This is a genomic window from Streptomyces sp. NPDC048479, from assembly GCF_040651435.1.
GTDB lineage: Bacteria > Actinomycetota > Actinomycetes > Streptomycetales > Streptomycetaceae > Streptomyces.
In genome coordinates, this window is sequence record NZ_JBEZKA010000002.1 from 182,959 (window position 1) to 207,963 (window position 25,005).

General features: G+C 68.5%; 25 protein-coding genes. 9 read left to right on the forward strand and 16 right to left on the reverse strand.

Annotation, left to right across the window (positions count from 1 at the left end; translation table 11 throughout):
- The first annotated feature begins 54 nt into the window (after positions 1–54).
- On the forward strand, positions 55–1,545 hold the full coding sequence (locus AB0D12_RS03630; RefSeq protein WP_362676684.1) for an MFS transporter: 1,491 nt from the start codon (positions 55–57) through the stop codon (positions 1,543–1,545).
- Positions 1,546–1,775: 230 nt separating this feature from the next.
- Entirely contained in the window at positions 1,776–3,575 is a 1,800-nt protein-coding gene (locus AB0D12_RS03635) for an AMP-dependent synthetase/ligase (protein WP_362676686.1), read from the forward strand.
- A gap of 89 nt (positions 3,576–3,664) precedes the next feature.
- Here the strand turns inward: AB0D12_RS03635 and AB0D12_RS03640 are convergent, their stop codons facing one another.
- The 12 genes from AB0D12_RS03640 to pqqA form a co-directional block, all read right to left on the reverse strand.
- Positions 3,665–4,756 carry a PQQ-dependent sugar dehydrogenase gene (locus AB0D12_RS03640; protein ID WP_362676687.1) on the reverse strand — a complete coding sequence of 364 codons (1,092 nt, stop codon included), beginning with the start codon at positions 4,754–4,756 and terminating at the stop codon, positions 3,665–3,667.
- 33 nt (positions 4,757–4,789) lie between these two features.
- Complete coding sequence (locus AB0D12_RS03645; protein WP_362676689.1) at positions 4,790–5,815, reverse strand: chitinase; 1,026 nt, start codon at positions 5,813–5,815, stop codon at positions 4,790–4,792.
- Positions 5,816–5,820: 5 nt separating this feature from the next.
- On the reverse strand, positions 5,821–7,554 hold the full coding sequence (locus tag AB0D12_RS03650; RefSeq protein ID WP_362676691.1) for an alpha-galactosidase: 1,734 nt from the start codon (positions 7,552–7,554) through the stop codon (positions 5,821–5,823).
- The gene (locus AB0D12_RS03655) at positions 7,551–9,728 is read right to left on the reverse strand and encodes a discoidin domain-containing protein (protein WP_362676692.1); all 2,178 of its coding nucleotides are present in this window, start codon (positions 9,726–9,728) and stop codon (positions 7,551–7,553) included. Before AB0D12_RS03655 ends, AB0D12_RS03650 begins: the two co-directional genes overlap by 4 nt.
- On the reverse strand, positions 9,725–11,677 hold the full coding sequence (locus tag AB0D12_RS03660; protein ID WP_362676694.1) for a glycosyl hydrolase family 28 protein: 1,953 nt from the start codon (positions 11,675–11,677) through the stop codon (positions 9,725–9,727). The genes AB0D12_RS03655 and AB0D12_RS03660 overlap by 4 nt, the downstream gene beginning before the upstream one ends.
- Before the next feature lie 13 nt (positions 11,678–11,690).
- Positions 11,691–12,467 (reverse strand): Tat pathway signal sequence domain protein, encoded by a 777-nt coding sequence (locus tag AB0D12_RS03665; protein WP_362676696.1) that lies wholly within the window; start codon positions 12,465–12,467, stop codon positions 11,691–11,693.
- 5 nt (positions 12,468–12,472) lie between these two features.
- Positions 12,473–14,023, reverse strand: a complete 1,551-nt coding sequence (locus tag AB0D12_RS03670; RefSeq protein ID WP_362676698.1) for a glycoside hydrolase family 88 protein — start codon at positions 14,021–14,023, stop codon at positions 12,473–12,475.
- A complete protein-coding gene (gene pqqE, locus AB0D12_RS03675; RefSeq protein WP_362677252.1) occupies positions 14,020–15,186 on the reverse strand; it encodes a pyrroloquinoline quinone biosynthesis protein PqqE in 1,167 nt (388 codons plus the stop codon). Before pqqE ends, AB0D12_RS03670 begins: the two co-directional genes overlap by 4 nt.
- Positions 15,174–15,434 carry a pyrroloquinoline quinone biosynthesis peptide chaperone PqqD gene (pqqD, locus tag AB0D12_RS03680; protein WP_362676700.1) on the reverse strand — a complete coding sequence of 87 codons (261 nt, stop codon included), beginning with the start codon at positions 15,432–15,434 and terminating at the stop codon, positions 15,174–15,176. Before pqqD ends, pqqE begins: the two co-directional genes overlap by 13 nt.
- The gene (gene pqqC, locus AB0D12_RS03685) at positions 15,431–16,087 is read right to left on the reverse strand and encodes a pyrroloquinoline-quinone synthase PqqC (protein ID WP_362677254.1); all 657 of its coding nucleotides are present in this window, start codon (positions 16,085–16,087) and stop codon (positions 15,431–15,433) included. Before pqqC ends, pqqD begins: the two co-directional genes overlap by 4 nt.
- 101 nt (positions 16,088–16,188) lie before the next feature.
- Positions 16,189–17,085: a pyrroloquinoline quinone biosynthesis protein PqqB gene (gene pqqB, locus AB0D12_RS03690; RefSeq protein ID WP_362676702.1), complete on the reverse strand. Its 897-nt coding sequence runs from the start codon at positions 17,083–17,085 to the stop codon at positions 16,189–16,191.
- Between the two features lie 11 nt (positions 17,086–17,096).
- Positions 17,097–17,207, reverse strand: coding sequence for a pyrroloquinoline quinone precursor peptide PqqA (gene pqqA / locus AB0D12_RS03695; RefSeq protein ID WP_327327021.1), 111 nt, complete (start codon positions 17,205–17,207; stop codon positions 17,097–17,099).
- A 270-nt stretch (positions 17,208–17,477) separates the two neighbouring features.
- On the opposite strand from pqqA, the gene AB0D12_RS03700 reads away from it, so the two are divergent.
- From AB0D12_RS03700 to AB0D12_RS03710, 3 genes are all read left to right on the forward strand, one after another.
- Positions 17,478–18,314: an aldo/keto reductase gene (locus tag AB0D12_RS03700; protein ID WP_362676704.1), complete on the forward strand. Its 837-nt coding sequence runs from the start codon at positions 17,478–17,480 to the stop codon at positions 18,312–18,314.
- 307 nt (positions 18,315–18,621) lie between these two features.
- Positions 18,622–19,029, forward strand: a complete 408-nt coding sequence (locus AB0D12_RS03705; protein WP_362676706.1) for a hypothetical protein — start codon at positions 18,622–18,624, stop codon at positions 19,027–19,029.
- 115 nt (positions 19,030–19,144) lie between these two features.
- Positions 19,145–19,603, forward strand: a complete 459-nt coding sequence (locus AB0D12_RS03710) for an RICIN domain-containing protein (RefSeq protein WP_362676708.1) — start codon at positions 19,145–19,147, stop codon at positions 19,601–19,603.
- On the opposite strand, the gene AB0D12_RS03715 is transcribed toward AB0D12_RS03710, so the two are convergent.
- Positions 19,593–19,997 carry a hypothetical protein gene (locus AB0D12_RS03715; RefSeq protein ID WP_362676709.1) on the reverse strand — a complete coding sequence of 135 codons (405 nt, stop codon included), beginning with the start codon at positions 19,995–19,997 and terminating at the stop codon, positions 19,593–19,595. The genes AB0D12_RS03710 and AB0D12_RS03715 overlap by 11 nt on opposite strands.
- 153 nt (positions 19,998–20,150) lie before the next feature.
- Entirely contained in the window at positions 20,151–21,113 is a 963-nt protein-coding gene (locus AB0D12_RS03720) for an AraC family transcriptional regulator (RefSeq protein WP_362676711.1), read from the reverse strand.
- An 81-nt stretch (positions 21,114–21,194) separates the two neighbouring features.
- On the opposite strand from AB0D12_RS03720, the gene AB0D12_RS03725 reads away from it, so the two are divergent.
- Positions 21,195–22,031, forward strand: a complete 837-nt coding sequence (locus AB0D12_RS03725; RefSeq protein ID WP_362676713.1) for an NAD(P)H-binding protein — start codon at positions 21,195–21,197, stop codon at positions 22,029–22,031.
- A 93-nt stretch (positions 22,032–22,124) separates the two neighbouring features.
- Here the strand turns inward: AB0D12_RS03725 and AB0D12_RS03730 are convergent, their stop codons facing one another.
- Positions 22,125–23,093, reverse strand: a complete 969-nt coding sequence (locus AB0D12_RS03730; protein ID WP_362676715.1) for a YafY family protein — start codon at positions 23,091–23,093, stop codon at positions 22,125–22,127.
- Positions 23,094–23,132: 39 nt separating this feature from the next.
- On the opposite strand from AB0D12_RS03730, the gene AB0D12_RS03735 reads away from it, so the two are divergent.
- Both AB0D12_RS03735 and AB0D12_RS03740 read left to right on the forward strand, forming a co-directional pair.
- Positions 23,133–23,612, forward strand: a complete 480-nt coding sequence (locus AB0D12_RS03735; RefSeq protein WP_362676717.1) for a hypothetical protein — start codon at positions 23,133–23,135, stop codon at positions 23,610–23,612.
- The gene (locus AB0D12_RS03740; RefSeq protein WP_362676719.1) at positions 23,609–24,085 is read left to right on the forward strand and encodes a hypothetical protein; all 477 of its coding nucleotides are present in this window, start codon (positions 23,609–23,611) and stop codon (positions 24,083–24,085) included. The genes AB0D12_RS03735 and AB0D12_RS03740 overlap by 4 nt, the downstream gene beginning before the upstream one ends.
- Before the next feature lie 6 nt (positions 24,086–24,091).
- Here AB0D12_RS03740 and AB0D12_RS03745 read toward each other — a convergent pair whose 3' ends face one another.
- Positions 24,092–24,397 (reverse strand): 4a-hydroxytetrahydrobiopterin dehydratase, encoded by a 306-nt coding sequence (locus tag AB0D12_RS03745; RefSeq protein ID WP_362676721.1) that lies wholly within the window; start codon positions 24,395–24,397, stop codon positions 24,092–24,094.
- A gap of 98 nt (positions 24,398–24,495) precedes the next feature.
- Here AB0D12_RS03745 and AB0D12_RS03750 point away from each other — a divergent pair, with 98 nt between their 5' ends.
- The gene (locus tag AB0D12_RS03750) at positions 24,496–25,002 is read left to right on the forward strand and encodes an FBP domain-containing protein (protein WP_362677256.1); all 507 of its coding nucleotides are present in this window, start codon (positions 24,496–24,498) and stop codon (positions 25,000–25,002) included.
- The last annotated feature ends 3 nt before the right edge of the window (positions 25,003–25,005 follow it).

Genomic DNA, 25,005 nt, shown 5'->3' on the forward strand with positions numbered 1-25,005 from the left:
GGCGCTTCCTCGATCGTACGACGCGTAGCGAACCGATACCGACGGAGGACGTCAATGCACAAGTGGGGACCGTTGACAGCGGTCTGTCTGGGGACATTCATGCTGCTGCTCGATGTGACGGTGGTGATCGTCGCGCTGCCCGACATGGCGGGCGCGCTGGATGCCTCGCTCACCGATCTCCAGTGGGTGATCGACATCTATGCGCTGGTGCTGGCGGCGCTGCTGCTCGGCGCCGGGGCGGCGGCCGATGTGATCGGGCGACGCCGGATGTATGTGGCGGGCACGGCGCTGTTCGCCGCGGCGTCGCTGGGCTGCGGCCTGGCCTCGGGGCCGGTCGCGCTGATCACGATGCGCGGCGTCCAGGGGCTCGGCGCGGCCGCGATGTTCGCCACCACCCTGTCGCTGCTGAGCGCGGCGTACGAGGGCAGGGACCGGTCCCTGGCCCTCGGGGTGTGGGGCGCGGTCAGTGGGGCGGCCGCGGCGCTCGGTCCCGTGCTCGGCGGAGTGCTCACGCAGAGCCTGGGCTGGCGGTGGATCTTCTTCATCAATCTGCCGGTGAGTGTGGCGGCGATCTGGCTGACGCTCCGCGCGATACGGCCCTCCGGGCGCGGCGCGCGGCGGGTCGACTGGGCCGGTACGGCGGCCTTCGCACTGTTCGCCGGGGCCACGACGTACGCCGTGGTGCGGGCCGGCGAGGAGGGCTGGGCGTCGGCGCGGACCGGCGCGACGTTCGCCGTGGCGGCTGTCGCGCTTGCCGCCTTCGTCGCGGTGGAGCGCCGCGTCGCCGATCCGCTGATCGATCTGTCGCTGTTCGGGCGGCCGTCGTTCATGGCCGTGATGGCGGCGGGTCTGGCGTACAACGCGGCCGCCTTCGGCGTCATGCCGTACATCTCGATCTGGCTGCAGACAGTGCTCGGCATGAGCCCGGTCCGGGCCGGTCTCGCGCTGCTGCCGCTCGCCGCCACGGCGTTCGTGGTGGCCGCGGCGTCCGGCCGGCTGCTGCACGGCGCCCCGCACCGGTGGGTGATCGGGGGCGGGCTGCTGCTCATCGGCGGCGGCACGCTGGCGCAGGCCGTGCTGGACGCGGATTCGGGCTGGGCAGCCCTGAGCGCCGGGCTCGCCGTGTCGGGTGTCGGCGTGGGTCTGGTCTCGCCCGGACTTGCGGGCGCTGCGCTGGCTTCCGTACCGCAGCGGAACGCCGGCATGGCGGGCGGCGCGGTCAATACCTTCCGCCAGCTCGGCTTCGCGCTCGGCGTCGCGATCTTCGGTACGATCGCCGCCGCCCGGATGACCCGGTCGCTGGATGCCGCCGGCGTTGATGGAGCCGCGGACGCGGCGCACACGCTCGCGGGCGGCGGTGCCGGTGCGCTGCGCGGTACAGCGACGGATGAGGTGCTGCGCGCGGCCTTCGCCTCGGGGCTGAACACCGCCGCGGGGATCGCCGGGCTGCTGGCCGGCCTCGCGGTGCTGGTGTGGGTGCGGGCCTCCACCGCCCCGGCGGGACTGGTCCAGACCAACACCCCGGTACCCGTAGAGCGCAGGTGAGCGCACCGTACAGATTCGGTGGAGATTCGGGCGCGGCATTCTGACTCTGAGGTCAGAACCGCGCCCGAGCGCTCCTTGTTGTGGCTGGATATCTATGGCTGACCTGTGGTGATGCCATTCGTCCACACTTCCACAAGCCTCTCCCGCCCGGCGGCGGCGTGGGGTAGCGTCACGGCGCTGTGCGGAGCGCCACAAGGAGCAGGCCATTGCGCGAGTTCACTGTCCCACCCATGGCCGCGGCGCCTCAGGTCGGCGGACTGGCGGATGTGGTCTTCGACCATGCCCTGGACGACCCTGACCGGATTACGCTCGCCCGCAAGGACGATGCCGGACAATGGCAGGACGTCACCTCCGCCCAGTTCCGTGACGAGGTGCTGGCGCTGGCCAAGGGGCTGCTCGCGCACGGGGTGCGGTTCGGGGACCGCGTCGCGCTGATGTGCCCTACGCGCTACGAGTGGACGCTGTTCGACTTCGCACTGTGGACGGTCGGCGCCCAGTCCGTGCCGGTCTACCCCACTTCCTCCGCAGAGCAGGTCTTCTGGATGCTGCACGACTCCGGGGTCACGGCCTGCATGGTGGAGCACGAGGACCACGCCATGACCATCGGCTCGGTGATCGACCGGCTGCCGCAGCTGAAGCGGCTCTGGCAGCTGAACGCCGGCGCGGTGGCCGAACTGGTCCAGGCGGGCGCGCACATCGACGACGAGGTGGTGCAGCGGCACCGGCGGGCGGTGACCCCCGACTCCATCGCCACCATCATCTACACCTCCGGCACCACCGGCCGTCCCAAGGGCTGTGTGCTCACCCACTCCAACTTCATGTTCGAGACCGACACCATGATCGACCGGTGGGAGCCGGTCTTCCACACCCGGCCGGGCGACGAGCCCTCGACACTGCTCTTCCTCCCCCTCTCGCACGTCTTCGGGCGGATGGTCGAGATCGCGGCCGTCCGCGGCCGGGTCAAACTCGGCCATCAGCCGGTGATGCAGGCGAGCGCGCTCATTCCCGACCTGGCCGCGTTCCGGCCGACCTTCATCCTGGCCGTGCCGTACATCTTCGAGAAGGTCTTCAACGCCGCGCGCCGCAAGGCCGAGGCCAACGGCAAGTCGGGCCCCTTCGACAAGGCCGTCGAGGTGGCGGTGAAGTACGCGGAGGCCGTCGAGCACCGGGCCTTCGGACTCGGCCCCGGGCCCTCCGCCGGACTTCGGCTGCAGCACCAGTTCTTCGAGAAGGTCGTGTACGGGAAGGTCCGCGACGCGATGGGTGGCCGCGTACGGCACGCGATGTCCGGCGGCTCAGGTATGGACCGGCGGCTCGGCCTCTTCTTCGAAGGCGCGGGCGTCACTGTCTTCGAGGGGTACGGACTCACCGAGACGACCGCCGCGGCGACGGCCAACCCGCCCGAGCGCACCCGGTACGGCACGGTCGGTCAGCCGATCCCCGGCACCACGGTGCACATCGCGGAGGACGGCGAGGTGTGGCTGCACGGCGCCCATGTCTTCTCCGGGTATCTCGGCGACCCGAAGTCCACCGACGCCGTCCTGCACGACGGCTGGCTGGCCACCGGGGACCTCGGAGCGCTCGACGAGGACGGCTATCTGACGATCACCGGGCGGAAGAAGGAGATCCTGGTGACCTCGGGCGGCAAGAGCGTCTCGCCCGCGGGCCTGGAGGAGCGGGTACGCAACCATCCGCTGGTGTCGCAGTGCATCGTCGTCGGCAACGACCGGCCGTATATCGCGGCACTGGTCACCGTCGACCAGGAGGCCGTCGACCACTGGCTGGCGATGCAGGGCAAGCCGCCGCTCCCGGCGGCCGAGCTGGTGCGCAACCCGGAGCTGGAGACGGAGGTCCGGCGGGCGGTGGTGGCCGCCAACACCCTGGTGTCGAAGGCCGAATCGATCCGTACGTTCCGGATCCTGGCGCATCCCTTCAGCGAGGAGCACGGGCTGCTCACCCCTTCGCTCAAGCTCAAGCGGAAGGCGATCGAGGCGGCGTACGCGGTCGAGGTGGACGCGCTCTACCACTGACGTGATCTCTTTGCACCTCTCGCGGTGCCCGGCGCGGGGCAGGCGCCCCGCGCCGGGCAGCGGTCTTGACGACCGGTCACCGAGACCGGTCAGCCGATCGTCACCCGGAAGATCTTGTCGGAGCCGGCCGGCTCACCCCCGTTCCCGTCCGCGTTCGTCGTCGAGAGCCAGAGCTGGTTCGCCCCGGGCACCTTGGTGACCGCGCGCAGCCGCCCGTATGTGCCGACGTAGAATGCCTTCGCCGTGCCGACGTTCTCGTTGCCCGCGTTGATCGGGATCTGCCAGAGCCGTTCGCCCTTCAGCGCCGCCATGTACACCGCGCCGTCGACGATCGCGACACCGCTGGGCGAGGCCTCGGAGACGCTCCAGGTCGTCTTCGGGTTGGTCATCCCGGAGACGGAGCAGTTGCCCTCACAGGTCGGCCAGCCGTAGTTCTTGCCCGCCTTGATGAGGTTGAGCTCGTCCTTGGAGCTCTGGCCGAGCTCGGCCTCCCACAGCCGGCCCTGCGGGTCGAAGGCGATGCCCTGCGGGTTGCGGTGGCCCATGCTGAAGACATAGTTGTTGAACGGGTTGCCCGGCGCGGGCTTGCCGTCCTTCGTCATCCGCAGGATCTTGCCGTTGAGGGAGTTCTTGTCCTGGGCGTTGGAGCCGGTCTGGGCGTCGCCCGTCGTGGCATACAGATAGCCGTCGGGGCCGAAGGCCAGCCGTCCTCCGTTGTGGTACTTGTTCTTCTTGATCCCTTGGAGCAGGGCCTTGTAGTCCTTGAGCGTGGAACCGTCGTACGTCATGCGGGCGATGCGGTTGCCGTCGGACGAGGTGTGCATGAAGTACACGTAGTGGTTCGACGCCCAGTCCGGGTCGACGGCGACGCCCATCAGTCCGCCTTCGCCGCCCGTGGTCTGGGAGTTGGGGACGGCTCCGACCTGCGTCCTGGCACCGGCGGGTGTCACTTTGAAGACCTTGAACGAGTTGCGCTCGGTGACCAGGGCCGTGGAGCCGTCGGGCATCCAGGAGGTGCCCCACGGGATCGTCCAGCCTGTGGAGATGGTGGTGATGCCGGTCGGGGCGCCCTTCGCTCCGGCGGCCGCCGGTTCGCCGGCGTTCGCCGACTGGACGAGCCCTGCGACAAGCGCTGCCGCGCCCGCCACAGCCGCCGTGCCGACTGAGTTCCTGCGTCGCATGTGTTCCTCCGTGGGGGGTGTGGGGGTGGGGCGTCAGCCCGCGTACTGCGCGACGATCTTGGTGTAGGCGTAGGGGGACTGGGCCACGCCGCTGCAGGCGTCCGCGTCGCCGCCGGAGCCGCAGCTGCGGTCGCGGTTGACCGACCAGAAGGCGTAGCGCGCGATGTGGTGCTGCTGGGCGTAGGCGAGGATCGTTTTGAAGTCGCCCTGGGTGACGGTCTCTCCGGCCTCGTCCGTCTTGCCGTTCATCGACGAGACGCCGATGTGCTGGTAGGCGACGGAGTCGCTGTATGCGTACGCGCTCTTGACGGCACCCTTGAGGCCTTCGAGGGCGCTGACCGAGGCCTGGCCCATGCTGCCGCTGTGGCCGCCGAAGTCGAAGGGCATGATCACCCAGGCGTCGGCGGCCAGTCCCGTCTTGGCGCCGCGCTTGATCAGGTCCTTGCCGGTGGCGTCCGGGCCGCTCGGGGTGGTGCCCATGGTGATGTAGGTGACGATGCCGGGGTTCTTCTGCTCGACGATCTTCAGCGCGTCGACGACCCGCTGACGCACCGCCGCGTTGCCGAACTCGGTGTTCTCGATGTCGATGTCGAAGGCCTTGAGCTTGTACGCGTCGATCACCTTCTGGTACGCCGCGGCGAGCGCGGTGGCGCTGGAGCACTTCTCGCCGAGCTTCGCGCCGCTCCAACCGCCGACGGAGACGACGATGTCGCCGCCCGCCGCCCGTATGGACTTGATGGCGCTCTCGTCCGAGCCGCCCTTGAGCGCGCGACTGCCGTCCCACTTCGGGTTGCAGCCGCCGTCGGAGAGGATGAAGGCGAGCGTGAACCACTTCACGCCGGTCGCCGCCATGACGTCGGTCGGCTTCTGGGGGCTGCCCCAGCCGAGATATTCGTACGGTGCTGCGGCCATCGCGCCCGAGGCCGCGGGAGCCACAGCCTGCGGGGCCTCCGGGACCGCGCCGGCGGCAGGGAAAGCCGTCAGAGCCACTGAGCCCAGCAGCCCGAGGGCCGCCGCGCCGATCGCGGATTTACGGAGCGTTGAGGTGGCGGGTCGCACGTCTGTTATCCCCTGTCGAGGTAGTCGAGGTTGGGTGCGCCGTTCGCTGTGGTGGCGGTGACGCGTACGGTGTTGGAACCTGTCTGAAGCGGGACGTTCAGGGTGGAATCGGCCCAGGTGGTCCAGGCGCCCGTGCCGTTGAAGGCCCGGTTCACGGAGACGACCGCGCCATTGACGGACACGTCCATGGGGCGTCCCGCAGTGGTGCCGTTGGCGTAGCGGATGCTCAGTGCGGCATCCCGGGCCGTCGCCGATTCGACAGTCCACTCCACATACGCGCCAGCGGCGTTGGGCGTGTTGACGAAGCCCGTGCCGCTGAAGCCGCCGTGGTCGGTGTCGACGGTCGATCCCGCGCTGTACGAAGCGTTCTCGGCCTCGTAGCGCACGGTGGTGCCCGACTGCGGGGTGGCCCGAATCAGCCGGGTCTCCCCCGGCCGCAGCGTGACGCTGTAGGAGCCGCTGACCGTGCCGCCGCTCTGGCCGGACCAGAGGTCGGTCACGGCCGCGGCTCCGGAGAAGCCGACCTGGGACCAGTTCACGCTGAGGGTCTGGTTGCCGGAGGTGCCGGTGTTGAAGAGCGCGACGATGTAGTCGCCATTGGACTCGCGCTTGCTCCAGACCTGCTTGGGACTGGAGTTGACGATCCGTTTGGCGGCGATACCGTCCTGGTTGACCGCGATCAGCCGGTCGTTCGTCAGCATCGCCTTGTCGGTGGCGTTGAGTGCGGTGAGGTCGGTGCCGAGCAACAGCGGGGACGCTGCCATCGCCCACAGCGTCATGTGGGAGCGCCGCTGGTCGGCGTTGAGGCCGACCTGGTCGCCGTTGCCGATCTCCAGCGAGTCCAGGTCGTTCCAGCCGCCGGGTCCCGCGTACTGCTGCCAGTTCGCCGCCGAGGTGAAGCGGGAGGTCACATGGTTCCAGTCGGTGAGCGGGAAGCCACTGCCGTTGGGGCCTGGACCGCAGTAGCACTCGACATCGCCCTGGGTACGCCAGCTGTTGGCGAGCTGTCGCCAGGTGGGCGCGTCGGTGATGGCGAGGTTGTTGGAGAGGGCGTAGTTGATGGGACGGCCGGAGGCGCGCAGTGCCTTGTCCCAGGCGCGGACGTCGGGGATGTCATGGCTGCCGACGCCGTCGATCTTGAGGTAGTCGACTCCCCAGGAAGCGAACTGGCGGGCCCAGGAGTTCACGAACTCCTGGGAGCCCGGCTTGCTGTAGTCGATGTAGTACATGTTCTTGCAGTTGTAGTTCTTCTCCTGCTTGGACGTGTCTGCGATGTCCTTGGCGTGGTACGAGGTCCCTTCGACCGGGGTGTTCCTGGTGACGGCGTTCTTGGCGATGCCGGGAGTGACGTAGAAGCCGAACTTCAGCCCCTTGGAGTGGATGTAGTCCGCCAGTGCCTTGATGCCGGACGGGAACTTCGCCTCGTCGACGGCCCAGCGCCCGTACTGGTCGACGACAAAGCCGTTGGAGTCACACTTCTGGTAGAAGTCGTCGAGGTTGATGTAGACGTAGCCGTGGTCCTTGAGACCACTGCCGACCAGGGCGTCGGCCTGGGCCTTCAGCTTGGCCTCGGTGGGCTGGCGGCGTACGAAGCTCCAGCTGGACCAGCCCATGGCGGGACGGACGGACAGTCCGTTGTCCGAGGCGGCGGCCGGTGTCGGGGCTGCCGTCAGTCCGGCGGCGAGCGGTAGCGCGAGCGTCGCGACCAGCACTGCTCTGAGCGATCTCGGCGATCTCATGGCGCCTCCACATCGAGGTGGTCGAGGTTGGGTGCGCCGTTCGCGGTGGTGGCGGTGACGCGTACGGAGTTGGCTCCGGCGGTGAGCGGGACGGTGAGGTTCGAGTCGGCCCAGGTGGTCCAGGCGCCGGTGCCGTTGAAGGCCCGGTTCGCGGAGACGACCGTGCCGTTGACGGCGATGTCCAGCGGGCGGCCCGCGGTGGAGCCGTTGGCGTAGCGGATCGCGATCGAGGCGGTGCGGGCGGTCGCCGATTCGACCGTCCACTCCACGGAGGCGCCGACCGCGTTCGGAGTGTTGACGAAGCCGGTTCCGGTGTAGCCGGTGTGGTCCGAGTCGACCGTCGAGCCCGCCGAGTAGACGGCGTTCTCGGCCTCGTAGCGGTTCGGCGTCGGAGTCGTACTGCCGCCGGCCGCGTACGCGCTGCCGATCCACGCCTCGTCGATCCGCAGCCGCTTGTAACGGGTCGAATCGCTCGATGCCGCATGGGTGTTGACGACTTCGAGCCGGACATGGCGGGTGGTTGTCGCAGGGAGGTCGATGACAGCGACGCCGCGCCGGCTGGGCAGGGTGCCGGTCTTCACCGGGCTCCCCCAGTTGGTGCCGTCGCTGCTCACATACACCCGGTAGTCCCTGATCCGCGCGGACTGTTCGGTGCCGGAGCGTGCGTAACTCACCGAGTCCTCACGCTGGTTGACGCCGAGGTACTGCACCCGCTTGGCCGAGCCGAGGTCAAAGCTCAGCGACACCGGTGTGGTCTTGTTGCTGTCCCAGTAGGTGCGGTAGTCGCCGTCCGCCGCGGCTGCGGCGCCGTGCCCGCTCGCCGACGCGCCGGCGCTCATCGTGTACGAGGACGCGGGGATGATCCCTTCGCGGCCGCCGGTGGTGACCTTGAAGACTGTGTCGTACATGTCCCAGCCGCCGAGCCCGCTGAGGCTGAGCGTGCCGCCGCTCTGGCTGTACGCGATGGGCGTGCCGGTACGGAGGTTGGTCACCCTGGTCACCCGGTAGCCGTTGTCCCGCAGCCGCAGGGTCGATGTGGACGGCGGGGTCAGCACATGGATGTAGTGCTTGTCGGGGTCGGTCCTGCTGATGGTGGTGACGCCGTGCGCACCGTCGTTCCAGAACCCGGGAGCGAGGCCGCCGTACATATAGCCGCCGCCCTCGGTGCCGTGCAGCGATTCGCCGATGGCGTCGAGATAGCCCTTGGCGAAGTTGTTGAACGCGACCTGGTTGGCGGGGAGTTTGCCGTTGAGCATGGCGGTCTCGGCCATCAGTGCCTTCACCGACGATCCGGCGTTGGTGATGAGCCGGCCGATGGTGAGTTTTCGGTCGACCGCGGGATCGGAGCCGGTGTACCACCAGGATCCGGTGGAGGGAAGCTTGAAGTCGGCCTCGGTGAGCCGGGGTTGAGCGGTGTAGACCGCCTGCGGGTAGTCGTAGGACGGGCTCATCCCGGTCTTCTGCTCATTGCTGATCATGTCCATGATCGGCGTGTCTTCGTTGTTGTTGCTGATCGTGTAGTTGGGGCGCTTCTGGTACACCTGCGCGTAGAGGTTGTGGCTCTCCCAGTACGCGTTGTCGTTGTCGATCCAGAAGCCGCCGAGCTCCGGATAGCGGTCCATGACCTCGAAGAAGTTGTCGTAACTGAACTCCCCGAAGCCGTCCCGGCCGGTCAGATCGACATTGCGTCCCTTGTACGCGGAGTAGCCGGCCGAGTCGAGCCACTCATGGCCGCCCTCGTTGTGCCACTGCGGGTCGTCGGTCATGTACAGGATCGTCTTGAGGCCCTTGGCCTTGGCCGCGGTGATCAGCTCACCGAGGAAATCCCGCTTCGTACTGCAGCTGCCGGGGATCTTGGACGGCCAGGGGCGCGCGTAGCCGAGGCGGCTGTGGAAGGTGGCGAGCACCAGGTACTGAGTGTGCAGCTTCTGCGCTTCCTGGACCCAGTAGTCGGGGGTCCAGCCGCCACCCGTGACATCGGTCTCCCACTGGCTGCAGCTGTTGTGCGACGGGGCGGTCCGCTGGCCCCAGTGCAGGAAGAGTCCGCCGACGGAGGAGCGCAGGAAGTCCTGGCGCGGGTGCTGCAGATCGGCGCGGGCGGGTCCCGGCAGGGTGAGCGCGCCGAGCAGCAGCGCGCCCACCAGCACCAGACGCGCCCAGAGGCGTCCGGTCATGCGGGGCCGTCCAGGTAGTCGATGTTGGGTGCACCGTTGGCGCTGGTGGCGGTGGCGCGGACGATGTTGGCACCCGCCTTGAGCGCGACGGGCAGGGTGAGGGTGCGCCAGGTGGTCCAGGCGCCCGTGCCTCCGAAGGGCGATGCGGCCGCGACGGTGACACCGTTGACGGCGATGTCCATCGGACGGGCGGTGGAGGTGCCGTTGGCGTACGCGAGGGCGAGATCGGCGCTGCCTGCGGCGGTGGCGTTCACCGTCCACTCGACGTATGCGCCTGCCGCGTTGGGTGTGTTGACGAAGCCCGTGCCGCTGAAGCCGGCGTGGTCGGAGTCGACGGTCGATCCCCCGGAGTATGTGGCGTTCTCGGCCTCGTAGCGGGCGGTGGGCGCGGGGCCGCCGCCGTCGCAGTTCTGGCTGGAGCCGGTCTGGCTGACCCGAAGCGCACCGCCGCCGGTGTTGGTGCTGTTGGCGACGCAATAGCCGTTGACCGTCTGGAACAGCAGGTCGGAGGGGCTGTTGCTGCCGCGCTGGGCGGTGAAGCGGTCGAAGCGGATGCCGGTGCTGTTGTTGGCGATGACGGCGGGCCTGCCGTCGTTGGAGGCGAACCGCACCTCGCTGTCGGTGAAACGGATGTTGTCGGCGTTACGGACGTACCAGCCGTAGGCGGGACGGGTTCCGATGGCCTTGGGGTTGTAGTCCTTCGGGTCGTTGCTCGGCGGGTTGGTGGACATGGTGCCGTTGCCGCCGGGCACGGTGATGTCGACGTTGTTGAAGGTGATGTCGTGGATACGGCCGCTGCCGGACTCGCCCCACAGGGTCGGCGAGAAGGACGGCGTGGTGCCGGTCGCCTTGATGTTGGTGTACGTGATGTTGCTGATGGAACCGACGCCCGGGTTGTTCCCGCACCGTTTTCTCGTACCGACCTTCTGCATGATCGGCGAGCGGACATCGGTCATGGTGATGTCCTTGTAGTGGACGTCGGAGATCTTCGCGCCGTCCATGGAGACCAGGCCGAGGCCGGACTTGTCGGAGCCCTTGATGGTGATCCGCTCGAAGTTGTAGTCGGTGAAGTCGCCGCAGGTCTCGGAGCCGAACATCAGCGCATTGCAGCAGCCGGCGGAGAGATAGGAGTCGGTGACGGTGACATGCCCGTTGTTGAGCTTGGCGCCGAGCGCGTAGTCGCTCTTGAAGGCGAGCGCGTCGTCGTTGGCCTCGAGATGAGCGCCTGTGATCTTGACGTTGGTGGTGGAGATGATGTTCCAGCCGTCGCGGTCCATCGCCGTGTCGATGGTGAGGCGGTCGGATACGACGTTGTCGCAGTTGTTGAGGAGCGCCGCGAAGTGGCCGCCCTCGCGCAGGGTGATCCCGCTGAGGGTGAGGTTCTTGCAGCGCGTCAGCGAGATGATCTTGTCCGCCTCGCCCGACTTCGGGTTACCGGTGATCAGTGCGCCGTCGCCGTCGATGACGCCGGAGCCGGTGAAGCCGATGTTGGTGAGGTTGTCGCCGTAGATCATGGCGTTGTGGAAGTGACTGTGACCGTAGTCCTGGTAGTCGTCCCACTGGTTCGACTCGGGCGGGTCATAGGTGTCCGCGGCGTTGCCGCTGATCGTCGCCCCGGCGTCCAACTGCAGGGTGACATTGCTCTTCATCCTGATCGTGTTCTTCGACTCGTACGTCCCCGAGGGGAAGCGGACGATGCCGCCGCCTGACGTATTGGCGGCCGTGATGGCCTTGTTGATGGCGGCGGTGTCGTTGGTGGAGCCGTTGCCGACCGCGCCGTAGTCACGGACGTTGAACTCGGCGGCAGCGGGTGCGGGTGCCGCTGCCGCCGCGGGGGCGGCGAGTGGGGGTGGTACGGGCGGCTCGGCCCCGGCCGGCGGCTGGGCGATGCCCAGGGCGACCGCGAAGCCCAGTAGGGCGATGGCGGCGGTTCTCCGTAAGCTCTTCATGTCGTCGTCCTCCTCAGACGAGCTGGTAGCCGCGCATATTGGTGAGGAGCATGTGGCAGTTCTGCAGCGAGCCCGAACTGTCGTCCAGGGAGCGGTAGATGCCCCACTTGGGGCGCACCCGGTCCGCGAGGAAGGTGTCGACGCCGGACTTCGACTTGTCGATCACCGTGGCGCCGCCGCTCTTGAGGATCCAGCGGACCGAGCCGGATGTACCGTTGCCGATCTTGATCTGGAAGTCGACGTCGGTCCACTTGTTGTGCAGTGGCTCGAGGTTCGTACGGCCGACCAGGACGTCGCCCTCGATGACCTTGAGCTCGATGGTCTGCACACCGTTCACGCGACGCAGCGACTGCACGACGATCGGCGAGGAGCCCGCGCCTGGCTGCTTCATCTGCATGATGTGCGTGAAGCTGGTGGTCGCCTTCAGCGTGCTCGGGATGTACATCGAGTACGTGACCCGCCAGGTCTGGCCGGACTTCCACTGGAGATAGGAGCTGCCGTTGCGCAGGCCGGTCACCTCGTGGCGCTGCCGGTCGGTGCTGGTGTCCCGGTCCACCGTGTGCATGTTGAACCGGAAGTTGTCGCCCTCGGCGAAGATATGCGGCGCGCCGGCCGGATGGGAGTGCGCCCGGTCGTCCTCGATCGTCTCGAAGGCCTTCAGCTTGTCGCTGCTCGCGGAAGGCGACCAGCGCAGCTGCCAGCTTGCGGCGCTCGCCGGGGTCGCGGGCAGTCCCGCGGCTGCGGCACCGCCGAGTGCGGCGCCGAGTATCGCTCTTCGGGATGCGGTCATTTCCCTCACCTCGCCCGGAGTTGTTCGTTCATGATGAGAAAGGCGCCGAGACCGTGGAAGTCATTGGTCTTCCGGTCGCGCTTGATGTAGTAGCTGTAGTTCCCGACATTCGTCCCGATGGAAATGTCGGTGAGATTGGTGCGGCCGTCGCCGCCGAGTGCAACCTTCGCCAGCACGCCCTGGTAGCCGCGCTGCGCCACCTGTGCGTAGTGCGCGTCGACATACCCCCGCTGCACCGAGCGGGAAAGGGCGAAAGTGAACATGCTGGAGCAGGAGGTCTCGGTCCAGTTGTCGCTCTGCGAGCCCTTGTCGACGATCTGGAACCAGCGGCCGGTGGCCGGGTCCTGGTATTTCTCGATACCGGCGGCAAGCCTCTGCAGCAGGCCGATGAGTTCGGCGCGGCGCGGATGGCCGGCCGGTACGGCGTCCAGGACATTGACGATCGCCATGGAGTACCAGCCGATCGCACGGCACCAGTGCTCGGGCGCGAGACCGGTCTTCGGATCGGACCAGCTCGCGTCGCGCGACTCGTCGAAGGCGTGCTTCAGCAGCCCGTTCCCGACCTGCAGATGGCCTCCGTAGACGGCGAGTTGTCCGGTCGCCTCATTGCTCGTGTACGCCGAGTCGCCGAATTCCTTCCCGTACTCGACGAGGAACGGATTCACCATGTAGACGCCGTCGGCCCACAGTTGGCTGCGCCGCGAGTCCGATGTCGAATGCCAGAATCCTCCGTCCGCGGTGCGCGGATAGCTGTTCAGGCGGTTCCGGATCTTCTGCGCCGCTTTCTGGTAGCGCGCCTGGCCTGTTTCGTGGTGGAGGATGTTCAGCAGTCTGCCGGCCTGCATGCTGTCGAGGTTGTTGAAGCTCTGCCCGATATTTCCGCTGCCGTCGACGAAGCGGTCGACATAACTCTTGATGTAGTTGAGATAGCGGGCGTCGTGGGTGCGCTGATAGACGAGGTACTGGCCGTAGAGATACAGCCCGACGGGGTAGGACCAGCCTCCGATGGTGTTCGGGGAGTAGCGCGCCATCGTGGACTCGGCCATCGCGACCGACCAGTCCGTGGCGGCGGAGCCGTCGTCGGTGACGGTGAGCGAGTCGAGATTCGGGCCGCCGGACGCGGTGGCTGAGGACACTCGTACGGTGTTGGTCCCCGCCTTCAGCTCGGCCGTGAGGTTCTTGATCTGCCAGCCGGTCCAGCTGCCGGTGGTGGGAAAGGCCAGGTCGTCGGCGACCAGCTGGCCGTTGACCCTGATGTCGAGGGGCCGGTTGGCGGAGGTCCCGTTGGCGAATCTCAGGCCCAGCGTGGCGTTTCCGGCCTGTGCGGAGTCCACCGTGAATTCGACCTGAGAACCGGCCGCATTGTCGTAGTTGACGAATCCGGAGCCGGTGAATCCGGCGTGGTTGCTCTCGACGACGCCGAGGCTGATGGCGGCGTCCTCGGCCTCGTACCGTATGGTCGTCGCCGGCGCGGCGGGGTTCGCGGCCGCCGGCACGGCGGAGAGTGTGCTGCCCGCGAGCGTGGCCGCCAGCAGCAGAGTCGTTAATCGCTTCATGATCCTTCCTTGCGGTAGGCGTACGCGGGGGCCGCGACGCGTTCGGGGATACGCGGACGGTCGACGAGGTCGCTTACGAACGCGTGGTCGGGCGAGAGATGGCAGGCCGGATCGGTGCGGGTGGCGTCGCCTGTGAGGGCGTACGCCTGGCAGCGGCAGCCGCCGAAGTCCTTGGTGCGCAGCTGGCAGCTGCGGCACGGGTCCTGCATCCACTCCTCGCCGCGGTAGATGTTGAAGGCCTTGGATTCGCGCCAGATCCACTCCAGGGAGTGGTCCTTGACGCTGGGTGCGTCCAGGTGGGGCAGTGCGGCGGCGGCCGGGCACGGATAGACCGTGCCGTCCGGCTGGACGGTGAGCGAGACCGCTCCCCAGCCGCCCATGCAGGGCTTGGCCGTACCGTCGACGTAGTCCGGCACGACCCAGACCAGGTCCATCCGGCCGGCCAGCCGTGTGCGCCATCGCTCGACGGACTCGCGGGCCTCGGCGATCTGTTCGCGGTCCGGCAGCAGGGCGTCGCGGTTGCGCAGGGCCCAGCCGTAGAACTGGGTGTTGGCCAGCTCGATCCGCTCCGCGCCCCAGGCGAGCCCGAGTTCGACGAGGTCGTCGAGGGCCGCGAGGTTGGCCCGGTGGAGTACGACGTTGAGGCCGAGCGGCAGGTCCGCCTCCCCTACGAGCCGGGCGGCGCGCTCCTTCGCCGCGAAGGAGCGGGCTCCCGCGATGAGTTCCGAGGCGACCGGCTCGACGTGCTGGACGGAGAGCTGCACGCTGCGCAGCCCGGCCGCCATCAGGGCCGCCAGTCGCTTCTCGTGCAGCCCGACGCCGCTGGTGACCAGCTGCGTATGGATGCCCGCGCCGTCGGCCGCAGCGACGATCTCGGTGAGATCGCGGCGCAGCAGCGGTTCGCCTCCCGAGAGATGGCTCTGGACGACGCCCAGGTCAGCGGCCTGCTGGAACACCTCGGCCCACTGAGCGGTGGTCAACTCATCTGACCGACTGACCAGTTCGACGGGGTTGGAGCAGTACGCGCAGTGCAGCGGACAGCCGTGGCTGAGCTCGGCGAGCAGTGCCCACGGCGGATCGACCTCCGCTGATTTCTGACATGTTGTTTCGGCGGTCGTTTCAGCGGTTCCTTCGGCGGTTGTCTCAGCTGTCACTTCAGCCAGCCCTCCTTGCGCAACCGCCCCAGAAAAGCGGGCACTTCATCGGCCACGGGCGCGCCCGGGTGTCGCTCGGCCAGCTCCGCGACGATCGCGTCGACGTCGCGTGCGCCGTCGCAGAGCCGCACGATGGATCCGGCATTGCCCTGGAGCACGACCACGCGCTCGGGCAGTACGAGCAGATCGGCGCCGCGCACCCGGTCGTGCCGGAAGACGACGGACCGCGAGAGCACCGGCTTCCAGGTTTCGCTCATGCCCGCTCCCCCGCGTGGTCCACGGCGTCCAGCAACGACCAGAGGACCTCGCACTTGAAGGAGAGCGCCGCCACGGCCGCCTCCTGCTCGTGCCGGGTCACGGCCCACTCGAGGACGAGCTCGAGTGCTTCCGCACTGTCGCGGCCGCCCTGCCCGATGCGGTTGCGGAAGTAGCTCAGCCCGTCGGCCTCGATCCACCGGTAGTGGCGCTCGAAGGCCGCGATGCGCGTGCTCATGATGCCGGGCGCGGCAAGTTCGGTCAGCGAGGCGGCGACGGCTTCGAGCGGCGAGCGCAGCCGGCAGAAGTTGACGTATCCGTCGACCGCGAGCCGTACGCCCGGAAGTACTTCCGCGCTCGACCGTAGCCGCGCCCGGTCGATCCCGGCGGCCTCGCCGAGCCGCAGCCAGCGCTCGATGCCTCCCTCACCCTCCACCGCCCCGTCGTGGTCCTGGATCCGGCGCAGCCAGGAGCGCCGCAGCGCGGAGTCGTCGAACTTGGCGAGGATCAGGGCGTCCTTGACGGGGATGTGGCGCTGGTAGTGGAAGCGGTTGAGGATCCAGCGCCGCAGCTCGTCGGGGGTGAGGGCGCCTTCGTGCATGCGTACGTTGAACGGATGGCGGTCGTGGTAGCGCTCGGCGGGTACGGCACGCAGCCGCGCCGTGAAGTCCTCCGGGCTCCACGGCTGACCGGCCTCCGCTGCTCCCGTTGCGCCCGTCGATCCCTTTGCTTCCGTCGCGGGCAGAGCGAATGTGCTCACAGCTCGATCACCATCCGGTCGGCGGCAACCTCGAGTCCCCATTCGCCGAGCAGCGCGTACTGCGGGGCGTCCGGGTCCACGAGGGGGTTCGTGTTGTTGAGGTGCGTATAGAGACAGCGGGCGCGCAGCCCGGCGAGCCGCCGTGCAGTGCCGTTCGGCCCGGCGATCGGCAGATGTCCCATTCCGGTTGCCGTCTTGGCCGAGATTCCGGCCCGTACCGGCTCGTCGTCGTCCCAGAAGGTGCCGTCGAGAATGACGCAGTCGGCCTGCTCGACCGCGTCCTGGAAGTCGTCGGTCCAGCGGGCGAGCGCGGGCGCGTAGAGCAGGCTGCGGCCGGTGGTGGTCTCGCGCAGCCGCAGTGCGACCACCCAGGTGCGCTCTTCGGTACCGGTGCCGACGGCGTAGCGCGGCCTTTTGGCCGAGACGGGTACGGCATCTACTTCTACGGTGCCGCCCTTGACGAGCGGTTCCGTTTCACGGCTCAACTCGCGCCACTCGATACGGGTGTACGGGGCGAGTACCTCACCCAGGCGCAGCCGGCCGAGCAGCGCGTCCCGTACCGGCCGGGTGGCGAGGATGTCGAATCCGTCGGCCTCGCGCAGCCGGGCGATGCCGAGCGTGTGGTCGAGTTCGGCGTCGGTGAGGATCACTCCGGCCACGGGGGATTCGCGCGGCCCCGGCCCGGGCCGCAGCGCGTGGCTGTCCTCGATCTGGTCACCGATGTCGGGGGTGGCGTTGACGAGATACCAGCGGCCCTCGTCCGCGCACAGGGCGAGTGAGGCGTGACGACGGCGCCAGTGCGGGTGTGCGCGTGCCCCGGCGCAGCCGGGACACGCACAGTTCCACTGGGGCAGTCCGCCGCCCGCCGCGGTGCCGAGCACCTGCAGCAGCATGGCGGCGGGGTCTACCGGTCGGTGAGGGCGTAGGCGGTGACTTCGAGCGCGGTCTCGACGACCACGAACTCGGGAGTCTGCCAGTTGACCGTCTCCTCCGATGTTTCCTTGGTGTCCTTCATGTGCAGTACCTGCCTTCCTGAGATGTGGGGGTCAGGAGTGATTCAGGAGTGGTTGCTCCGTAACGCATGGTTGAGCAGGACTGAACATCCGTTCACATGAGTGTCCGGCGTTCAGTTATGTGCCATAGAGTTGCGTCTTGATGAGACGCGGTCAATGGTCCGGACCGATAAGGTCGGCTGTATCAGGCCAACTTCGAGGTCGGGAATGCGTCCAGGGAGACGGTCGTTGAGCATGAAAGAACCAACCGACGACGTAAGGATCGACCGCTCGTGAGCAAGGTCCCCTCCATCCCCCTCAACAATGGCGTCGCGATGCCGCAGCTCGGTTTCGGCGTCTGGCAGGTGCCCGACGACGAGGCGGCGAAGGCGGTCGGCACGGCTCTGGAGGCCGGCTACCGCAGCGTCGACACCGCGGCGATCTACGAGAACGAAGAGGGCACCGGCCGGGCAATCGCCGACTCCGGCATCGCCCGCGAGGACCTCTACATCACCACGAAGCTGTGGAACAGCGAGCAGGGATACGACTCGACGCTGCGCGCCTTCGACACTTCGCTGGACAAGCTGGGCCTCGACTACATCGACCTGTATCTGATCCATTGGCCGGTGCCGTCCAAGGACGCCTATGTGGAGACGTACAAGGCCTTCGAGAAGATCTACGCGGACGGCCGCGCCAAGGCCATCGGCGTTTCGAACTTCCCCCCGGAGCACCTCAAGCGCCTCATCGGCGAAACCTCGGTCGTCCCGGCCGTGAACCAGATCGAGCTCCACCCGCAGCTGCAGCAGGCCGAGTTGCGCGCCTTCCACGCGGAGCACGGCATCCAGACCGAGGCCTGGTCGCCGCTGGGCCAGGGCAAGGGCCTCCTCGAGGTCCCGACGGTCGTGGCGATCGCACAGAAGCACGGCAGGACGCCGGCCCAGGTGGTACTGCGCTGGCATCTGCAGATCGGCAATGTCGCGATCCCCAAGTCCGTTACCCCGTCACGGATCCGGGAGAACTTCGACGTCTTCGGCTTCGAGCTGGACGCCGACGATCTGGCGGCGTTCGCGGCGCTGGACGAGGGCAAGCGGCTCGGCCCCGACCCGGCGACGTTCGACTACGGCGCCTGACTCCCACGCATCAACGGCCACATCGCCGCCCGGTTCACGCCGGGCGGCGATGGTGTTCCCGCAGCCGGAGGCACGCGTGCCCGGTGGCGAAATCCAGCCGGTACGAGGCGACCACCGCTGCCAGGCAGGAACACGATCGCCGCCGCCCGTGCACAACCCGACTGCAGCAGCGCGACCTGCGCAGCTCGCGCCTTTGATACGCAATGCGACTCAAGGTTGATCCATGCCGAGCGTGTCGATTCATCATATTTGCTGCCAATATGCCTAGGGTCGGCGCTCGGAAGTTCCCTCACCCTGGAGAGTCTCAATGGAGCGTTTCAAGCTCGCATCGGTTGCGGCTGTCGCGACGGCCGCCGCGCTTGCCGTGTCGGTCGGTGCGGCCATGGCCGTGGTCGCCCCGACACATCCCACGCCGACGACGGTCACGAAGCCGGCGATGGCACAGCCGGCGCTGACGGCGGGAGCCACGGTCAGCAGCGTCGGAGCATGGGAGCAGTTCCGCGTGTACGGCGCCGCCCGGCTGCTGGCACCGGGCACGGAGGTGACGCTGCAGCAGTGGCAGGGCGACCGCTGGGTGACCCTGCCCGCGTCGATGAACACCACGCACAGGTCCACCTACAATATGCGGGTCCTCCTCGGCCTCATGGGTCGGAACGATCTCCGGATGGTCGGCGGCGGCGTCGTCTCGGACCCCTTCACCGTCACGGTGTACTGACTGCCGCGGGGCAGGAGTCAGAGAGCGGGCGCCCACGGCTTCGCTGCCCTCGCCGCACCAGCCGGCGCAGTACGCCGATGAGCACCCTGCTCACCGGACGGTCCACAATCGGCCCATGTCTACGAAGATGACGCCCGGTCTCCACCTGGTGCGCAATGTCGGCAGCGGACTGCTGCTCGAGGTGTACGGCGGAGCCAAGGGCAGCGGCGCCAATGTCCAGCAGGGCAAGGCGACCGGGGCTCCGGCCCAGCAGTGGCAGATCGCCCCGGTGCCCAATGGCAGCGGGCTCTACCACTTCGTGAACGCGGCCAGCGGCAAACGACTCGACGTCGCGAACGCGTCGACCGAGAACGGCGCCAACATCCAGCAGTGGAAGGCCAACAACTTCGGCGCCCAGGAGTGGATCATCGAGCAGCACCTGGACGCGCCGGGCACGGTCACCATCGTCAGCTTCATCAGCGCGCTGCTGCTCGAAGTCGCCGACGGCAGTACGGACGACGGCGCGAATGTGCAGCAGTGGGAGGACACCGACTCACCGGGACAGTGGTGGCAGTTGGAGCGTGTCATTTCCTGAGCAGCAGCACGGCCGCCCCGACGGCGCATGCGGCCAATCCGACCCCGCCCGCGCCGATCGCGCCCGCGGCCAGGAAGCCGCGTGAGGAGCGCCAGGAGAGCACTGACGACTTCGACTGCGCGGACAACAGCGACCCTGTGCTCAGCCACGAACCCGCCGAGAGCAGCGACTGGGCGGACCCGATCGAGCCGACCGACAGGGTGCTGCCGACCGAGCCGACCGAAAGTACCGACCCGACGGAACCGATGGAGAGCACTGACCCCACCGAGCCGATCGACAGCACGGAGTCCTTCGACCAGAGGGACAGCGTTGATGTGGACCTCGTGGACCGGCTGGACTGCACGGTCTGCTTGGTCTGCTTGGTCTGCTTGGTCTGCTTGGTCTGCTTGGCCATGAGGCCATCCTGCCGCTGATTCAGCCCCGGCAAGCGGTGTGCACCGTGCGCGCCGTCACCAGTGCGCGTCCGGGCGGTGCCGCAGCCCCTGTGGGTCGTCCGGGTTCTCTCCGGGCCCGGTCGGCCGATGCCGATATCGCGCGGCCGGTGCCGTCACGGCGAGCGTTGTTTCCGTTCCGGCAGAACGGTTCCCGTACGGTGCTCCAGCGGGCTGATGCCGCGTACCCGTTTGAAGGCCGCGCTCAGTGCGAACGAACCGCTGTAGCCGACCTTCCTGGCCACCGCCTCCACCGTAGCGTCCGTCTCCCGCAGGAGATCGGCAGCGAGCGCGAGCCGCCAGTCCGTGAGGTACGCCATCGGGGGCTCCCCCACCAACTCGTGGAAACGGCGGGCCAGTCCGGCCCTGGAGACTCCGCACTTGGCGGCCAGTGAGGCGACGGTCCAGGGGTGCGCGGGATCGTCCTGCAGCAGCCGCAGCGCGCGGCCGACCACCGGGTCGCCCATGGCCAGGTACCAGGCGGGAGCCTCGGCGTCCGGGCGTGAGAACCAGGAGCGCACCACAGCGATCAGCACCAGATCCAGGATCCGGTCGAGCACCACGCTCTGGCCCGGCTCGTCCCGGGAGATCTCGTCGTCGAGCACCGGCATCAGCGGGCAGTTCCAGACCTCGGCGGGCAGATGAAGCAGCATGGGCAGCGCGTCCAGCAGCCGCCCACTGACCTCGCCCTTCATCTGGTACGTCCCGACCAGCATGGTGGCCGATCCTTCGGGGTCGTTGCCCCAGCTCCGTACGCCCAAGTGCATGGACTGCGCGAGCGGTTCGCCCTGCAGGGTGTGGCAGGTGCCGCCGGGCCCGATCAACGCCATTGGCTCGCGGGTGAGTTGATCCGCCGTGGTGTACGCATCCGGGCCGCGGGCGACCGCGACGTCGCCGCGGCGCAGCAGCACCGGGTCACCGGCGTCCGGAATGATCCAGGCCTCGCCCGCGGTCATGCAGAGCAGGCTGAGCGGCGCGTGGTCCTCGATCCGTACGGACCATGGCGGCTCCATCACCATGCGGAGCAGAAATGCTCCCCTGGCGCGCGGCCCGTCCAGAAGTCCGGCAAGAGCGTCCATGGCTCACAGCGTAGACGCACGCATATGGCATTGAGCCTCTGGAGCATGGAGAGTCCAAACGGGAACCGCGAACCTTGACGCATGGCAGAGAACCTGAAGCAGGAGACGGTGTTGGTGACGGCGGCCTCGGGCAAGACGGGCCGCCGGGTGGCGGAGCGGCTCGCGGCGCGCGGAGTGGATGTGCGGGCGGGCTCGCGCAAGGGGGAGGTGCGGTTCGACTGGGAGGACGAGTCCGGCTGGGCGCAGGCGCTGGACGGCGCGGACGCGGCGTACGTCGCGTACTACCCGGATCTGGCGGCTCCTGGCGCGCCCGAGGTGATGCGGGCCTTCGGACGGGTGGCGGCGGAGAGCGGAGTGCGGCGGCTGGTGCTGCTCTCCGGCCGCGGCGAGCCGGACGCGGTGGTCGCCGAGGGCGCGCTGCGGGAGTCCGGCGTGGAGCTGACCGTGGTGCGGTCCAGTTTCTTCGCGCAGAACTTCAGCGAGGGCGCGATGTACGAGGGGGTGCTGGCGGGTGAGATCCCCTTCCCCGCGGGTGAGACGGCTGAGCCGTTCATCGACGCGGACGACCTGGCGGACGTGGTGGTCACGGTGCTCACCGAGGAGGGCCATGCCGGGCGCGCGCACGAGGTGACGGGTCCGCGGCTGGTCACCTTCGAGGAGGTGGCGGCGGAGATCGGCCTGGCCACGGGCCGGGAGGTGCGGTACGTCCCGGTGTCCGGCGCACAGTATGCCGAGATGCTCCAGCAGTTCGGGTTCCCGGAGCCGGAGTCGCAGTGGCTGGCGGACCTTTTCACGATGCTGCTCGACGGTCACAACGCGTCGCTGACGAACGATGTGCGGCAACTGCTCGGCCGCGAGCCGAAGGCCTTCGCGGCGTTCGCGCGGGACGCGGCACGGGCAGGTGCCTGGAGTACGTGACCAGCGGCGGCACGGTACGGATCAATGACGGTCTGCTCCCGGCGACCGTCGGCGTCGGCGTCGGCGTCGGCGTCGGCGAGTGTCTGCCGAGGATCAGCCGGAGGCGTACGTCGCCGCCAGCGCGTCGACCGTCGCGGCCATACGGGCGCGGAGTTCGGGTGGTCCGAGGACCTCGATCTCCGCGCCCATGGCGAGAAAGTCGCCGTGCGCGTGGTCGGTGGACTCGATCGGCAGCAGCACGCGGGTCCAGCCGTCCGGTTCCACCGTGCCGCTGTCGGCGAGGGCACGGGCGGCCGGCCCCTTCAGGCGGGCCGCGGCGCCCGGCGAGAGCCGGACGAGCGCCTCGCCCCCGTACAGGCGGGTGTGGAAGTCCGCCTGGTAGCGCTGCCAGTACGCGGCCAGGTCGAAGTCCTCCAGCGGCTCGAACTCCTCCGCCAACTCCCCTTCCCCCGCGACGACTTCAAGGATCTGATCGACCCGGTACGTTCGTGGTCCCGGTCCCGCGACGACGTACCAGCGGCCCGCCTTGAGCACCAGTCCGTACGGCTCGAGACGCCGGTCCACATCGGTCGGCTCCTTCCATCGGCGGTAGCGGATGTGGAGCACCCTGCTGTGCCACACCGCGTCCGCGACGGCCGTCAGATACGGAACCTCCTCGTCCGGCGCGTACCAGCCGGGCGCGTCCAGGTGGAACCGCGAGCGCATCCGGTCGGCCTGGTCACGCAGCTCGGCGGGGACTGCCGCACGCAGCTTGAGCTGGGCGGCGGCGAGGGCCGAGCCGAGCCCGAGTTCGGTGGCGGGCCCGGGGATCCCGGAGAGGAACAGCGCCTCCGCCTCCCCGGCGGAGAGCCCGGTCAGCCGGGTGCGGTAGCCGGCGAGCAACTGGTAGCCGCCCGCATGGCCCGCGTCCCCGTACAGCGGCACACCGGCCGCGTGCAGCGCCTCGACGTCCCGGTAGACGGTGCGTACCGATACTTCGAGCTCCTGCGCGAGTTGGGCGGCTGTCAGTCGGCCCCGGGTCTGGAGCAGCAGCAGGATCGACACAAGACGGCTGGACTTCACTGACACAGGATGTCAGTGAAGCGGGCTTAGCGTCCTGGCATGACCTTCACAGAGAAACGGCTGTGGTCGCCGCCGCCGATCGAGGTCGGCGGCCGTCACATCAAGCGCTACCACGTCACCGGCGACCCGGACGGAATCGATCCCGCGGTGGAGAAGGCCGCGTACGCGATCCTCCCCGAGCTGCTGCCGGATCCGGACGGCACCCCGCCGGCCACATTCGTCGTCCTCCACAGGGGAGGGGACGACGGCGCGTACCTCAATGCGTACAGCTGGGTGTGGGACAACGTCCTGCACTTCGGTGCCGCGGCCGCGGGCCAGCCGGTCCTGGACTGCCCGGACAGCGATCCGACGCATTTCGTCAGGCTCGACAGATCCTGGATCGGCTGTGTCTGGGAGCTGCCGCCGATCCAGCACGAACGGGACGCATGGGTACGCCACATGCTCGCCCCGGACCGTCCCGACCTGGACGCCTACCTGACCGACTCCCTTCCCGACGGCACCACAGGAGACCGCTCATGAGCACCACCCACGACTTCGACTTCCTGCACGGCGAGTGGGCGGTCGCCAACCGTCGCCGTGCGGACTTCCTCGCCGAGGCGAGCGCGTGGGAGGAGTTCCCGGCCGTGAGCCGCGCGTCGCGCCACTTCGGCGGCCGGGCGAACTTCGACGAGATCGAGTTCCCGACGAAGGGCTTCAGCGGCCTGACGCTGCGGCTGTACGACGCCGAGCGCGAGGAGTGGTCCCTGTACTGGTCGAACGACCGCGCCGGCGTACTCTTCCCGCCCGTGGTCGGCCGGTTCGGCACGGACGGGCGAGGCGAGTTCTACGGGGACGACACCCACGGAGGCAAGGACGTCAGGGTCCGCTTCATCTGGTCGGGCATCAGCGAATCGGCGGCCCGCTGGGAGCAGGCGTTCTCCGTCGACGGCGAGCGGACGTGGGTGACGAACTGGGTGATGGAGCTGTCGCGCCCCGCGTCCTGGGCCGCGTGACGGCCGTCAGCTCGCGCCATGCCCCGCGGCGATCTCCTCCACCCGCTGGGCGAGCCCGAAGTCCTTCTCGGTGACCGCGCCGCCCGCGTCGTGGCTGTTCACCGACAGGGCCAGCGTGTTGTAGCCCAGGGTGAGATCCGAGTGATGGTTCAGCTCATCCTGGATCTGTGCGATGTGCACGACCATCGCGGTCGCCGCGAAGTGCGTGGAGAGACGGTAGGCGCGGGCGATCCGGTCGCCCTCCAAGGTCCAGCCGGGGAGCTCCCGCAGGCGGTCCTCGATCTCCTTCTGTGACAGCGGCTCTGTGGGCATGAACGGGATCCCTTCAGCAGGCGGCTCAGGAAGCGGCAGCGGTTTCGGCCACCATAAATGGGATGCCCGCTCAGACGCGCTATGTGTACGTTCCACCGGTGGAATCACTGACCGAAAAGCAGATACGCGGATCCTTCGTCAACTGCACGAAGGGCGAGGCAACCCGTATGAAGCTGCCCGCCGACTTCGGTGAACTCCCCTGGGACGACCTCGACTTCCTCGGCTGGACCGACCCGGGTGCGCCCCTGCGCGCACATTTCGTGCTGCCACGGGAGGGCCGCCCGGTGGGCGTCACCCTACGGGTGCCTTCCACCAGACGGACCAGTGCCGTCAAGTCCAGTATCTGCCAGGCCTGCCTCACGGGGCATGCCTCGTCCGGGGTGACCCTGTTCGCCGCCCCGCTGGCCGGGGCCGCGGGACGGGAGGGGAACACCCTGGGTACGTATCTCTGTGCCGATCTCGCATGCTCGCTGTACATCCGCGGCAGGAAGCAGCCCAAGCTGCGCGGCGGACTGCACGAGGAGACGCTCACGCTCGAGGAGCGGATCACCCGTACGGTCGACAATCTGACGGCCTTTGCCGAAAAGGTGATGGGGCTGCGCTGACTG

Excerpts from the sequence above, each read along its gene's own strand:
- AB0D12_RS03630 (WP_362676684.1), top strand. The coding sequence starts at position 55 with ATGCACAAGTGGGGACCGTTGACAGCGGTCTGTCTGGGGACATTCATG.
- AB0D12_RS03635 (WP_362676686.1), top strand. The coding sequence starts at position 1,776 with ATGGCCGCGGCGCCTCAGGTCGGCGGACTGGCGGATGTGGTCTTCGAC.
- AB0D12_RS03640 (WP_362676687.1), bottom strand. The coding sequence starts at position 4,756 with ATGCGACGCAGGAACTCAGTCGGCACGGCGGCTGTGGCGGGCGCGGCA.
- AB0D12_RS03650 (WP_362676691.1), bottom strand. The coding sequence starts at position 7,554 with ATGAGATCGCCGAGATCGCTCAGAGCAGTGCTGGTCGCGACGCTCGCG.
- AB0D12_RS03655 (WP_362676692.1), bottom strand. The coding sequence starts at position 9,728 with ATGACCGGACGCCTCTGGGCGCGTCTGGTGCTGGTGGGCGCGCTGCTG.
- AB0D12_RS03660 (WP_362676694.1), bottom strand. The coding sequence starts at position 11,677 with ATGAAGAGCTTACGGAGAACCGCCGCCATCGCCCTACTGGGCTTCGCG.
- AB0D12_RS03665 (WP_362676696.1), bottom strand. The coding sequence starts at position 12,467 with ATGACCGCATCCCGAAGAGCGATACTCGGCGCCGCACTCGGCGGTGCC.
- AB0D12_RS03670 (WP_362676698.1), bottom strand. The coding sequence starts at position 14,023 with ATGAAGCGATTAACGACTCTGCTGCTGGCGGCCACGCTCGCGGGCAGC.
- pqqD (WP_362676700.1), bottom strand. The coding sequence starts at position 15,434 with ATGAGCGAAACCTGGAAGCCGGTGCTCTCGCGGTCCGTCGTCTTCCGG.
- pqqB (WP_362676702.1), bottom strand. The coding sequence starts at position 17,085 with ATGCTGCTGCAGGTGCTCGGCACCGCGGCGGGCGGCGGACTGCCCCAG.
- pqqA (WP_327327021.1), bottom strand. The coding sequence starts at position 17,207 with ATGAAGGACACCAAGGAAACATCGGAGGAGACGGTCAACTGGCAGACT.
- AB0D12_RS03705 (WP_362676706.1), top strand. The coding sequence starts at position 18,622 with ATGGAGCGTTTCAAGCTCGCATCGGTTGCGGCTGTCGCGACGGCCGCC.
- AB0D12_RS03710 (WP_362676708.1), top strand. The coding sequence starts at position 19,145 with ATGTCTACGAAGATGACGCCCGGTCTCCACCTGGTGCGCAATGTCGGC.
- AB0D12_RS03715 (WP_362676709.1), bottom strand. The coding sequence starts at position 19,997 with ATGGCCAAGCAGACCAAGCAGACCAAGCAGACCAAGCAGACCAAGCAG.
- AB0D12_RS03720 (WP_362676711.1), bottom strand. The coding sequence starts at position 21,113 with ATGGACGCTCTTGCCGGACTTCTGGACGGGCCGCGCGCCAGGGGAGCA.
- AB0D12_RS03725 (WP_362676713.1), top strand. The coding sequence starts at position 21,195 with ATGGCAGAGAACCTGAAGCAGGAGACGGTGTTGGTGACGGCGGCCTCG.
- AB0D12_RS03735 (WP_362676717.1), top strand. The coding sequence starts at position 23,133 with ATGACCTTCACAGAGAAACGGCTGTGGTCGCCGCCGCCGATCGAGGTC.
- AB0D12_RS03740 (WP_362676719.1), top strand. The coding sequence starts at position 23,609 with ATGAGCACCACCCACGACTTCGACTTCCTGCACGGCGAGTGGGCGGTC.
- AB0D12_RS03745 (WP_362676721.1), bottom strand. The coding sequence starts at position 24,397 with ATGCCCACAGAGCCGCTGTCACAGAAGGAGATCGAGGACCGCCTGCGG.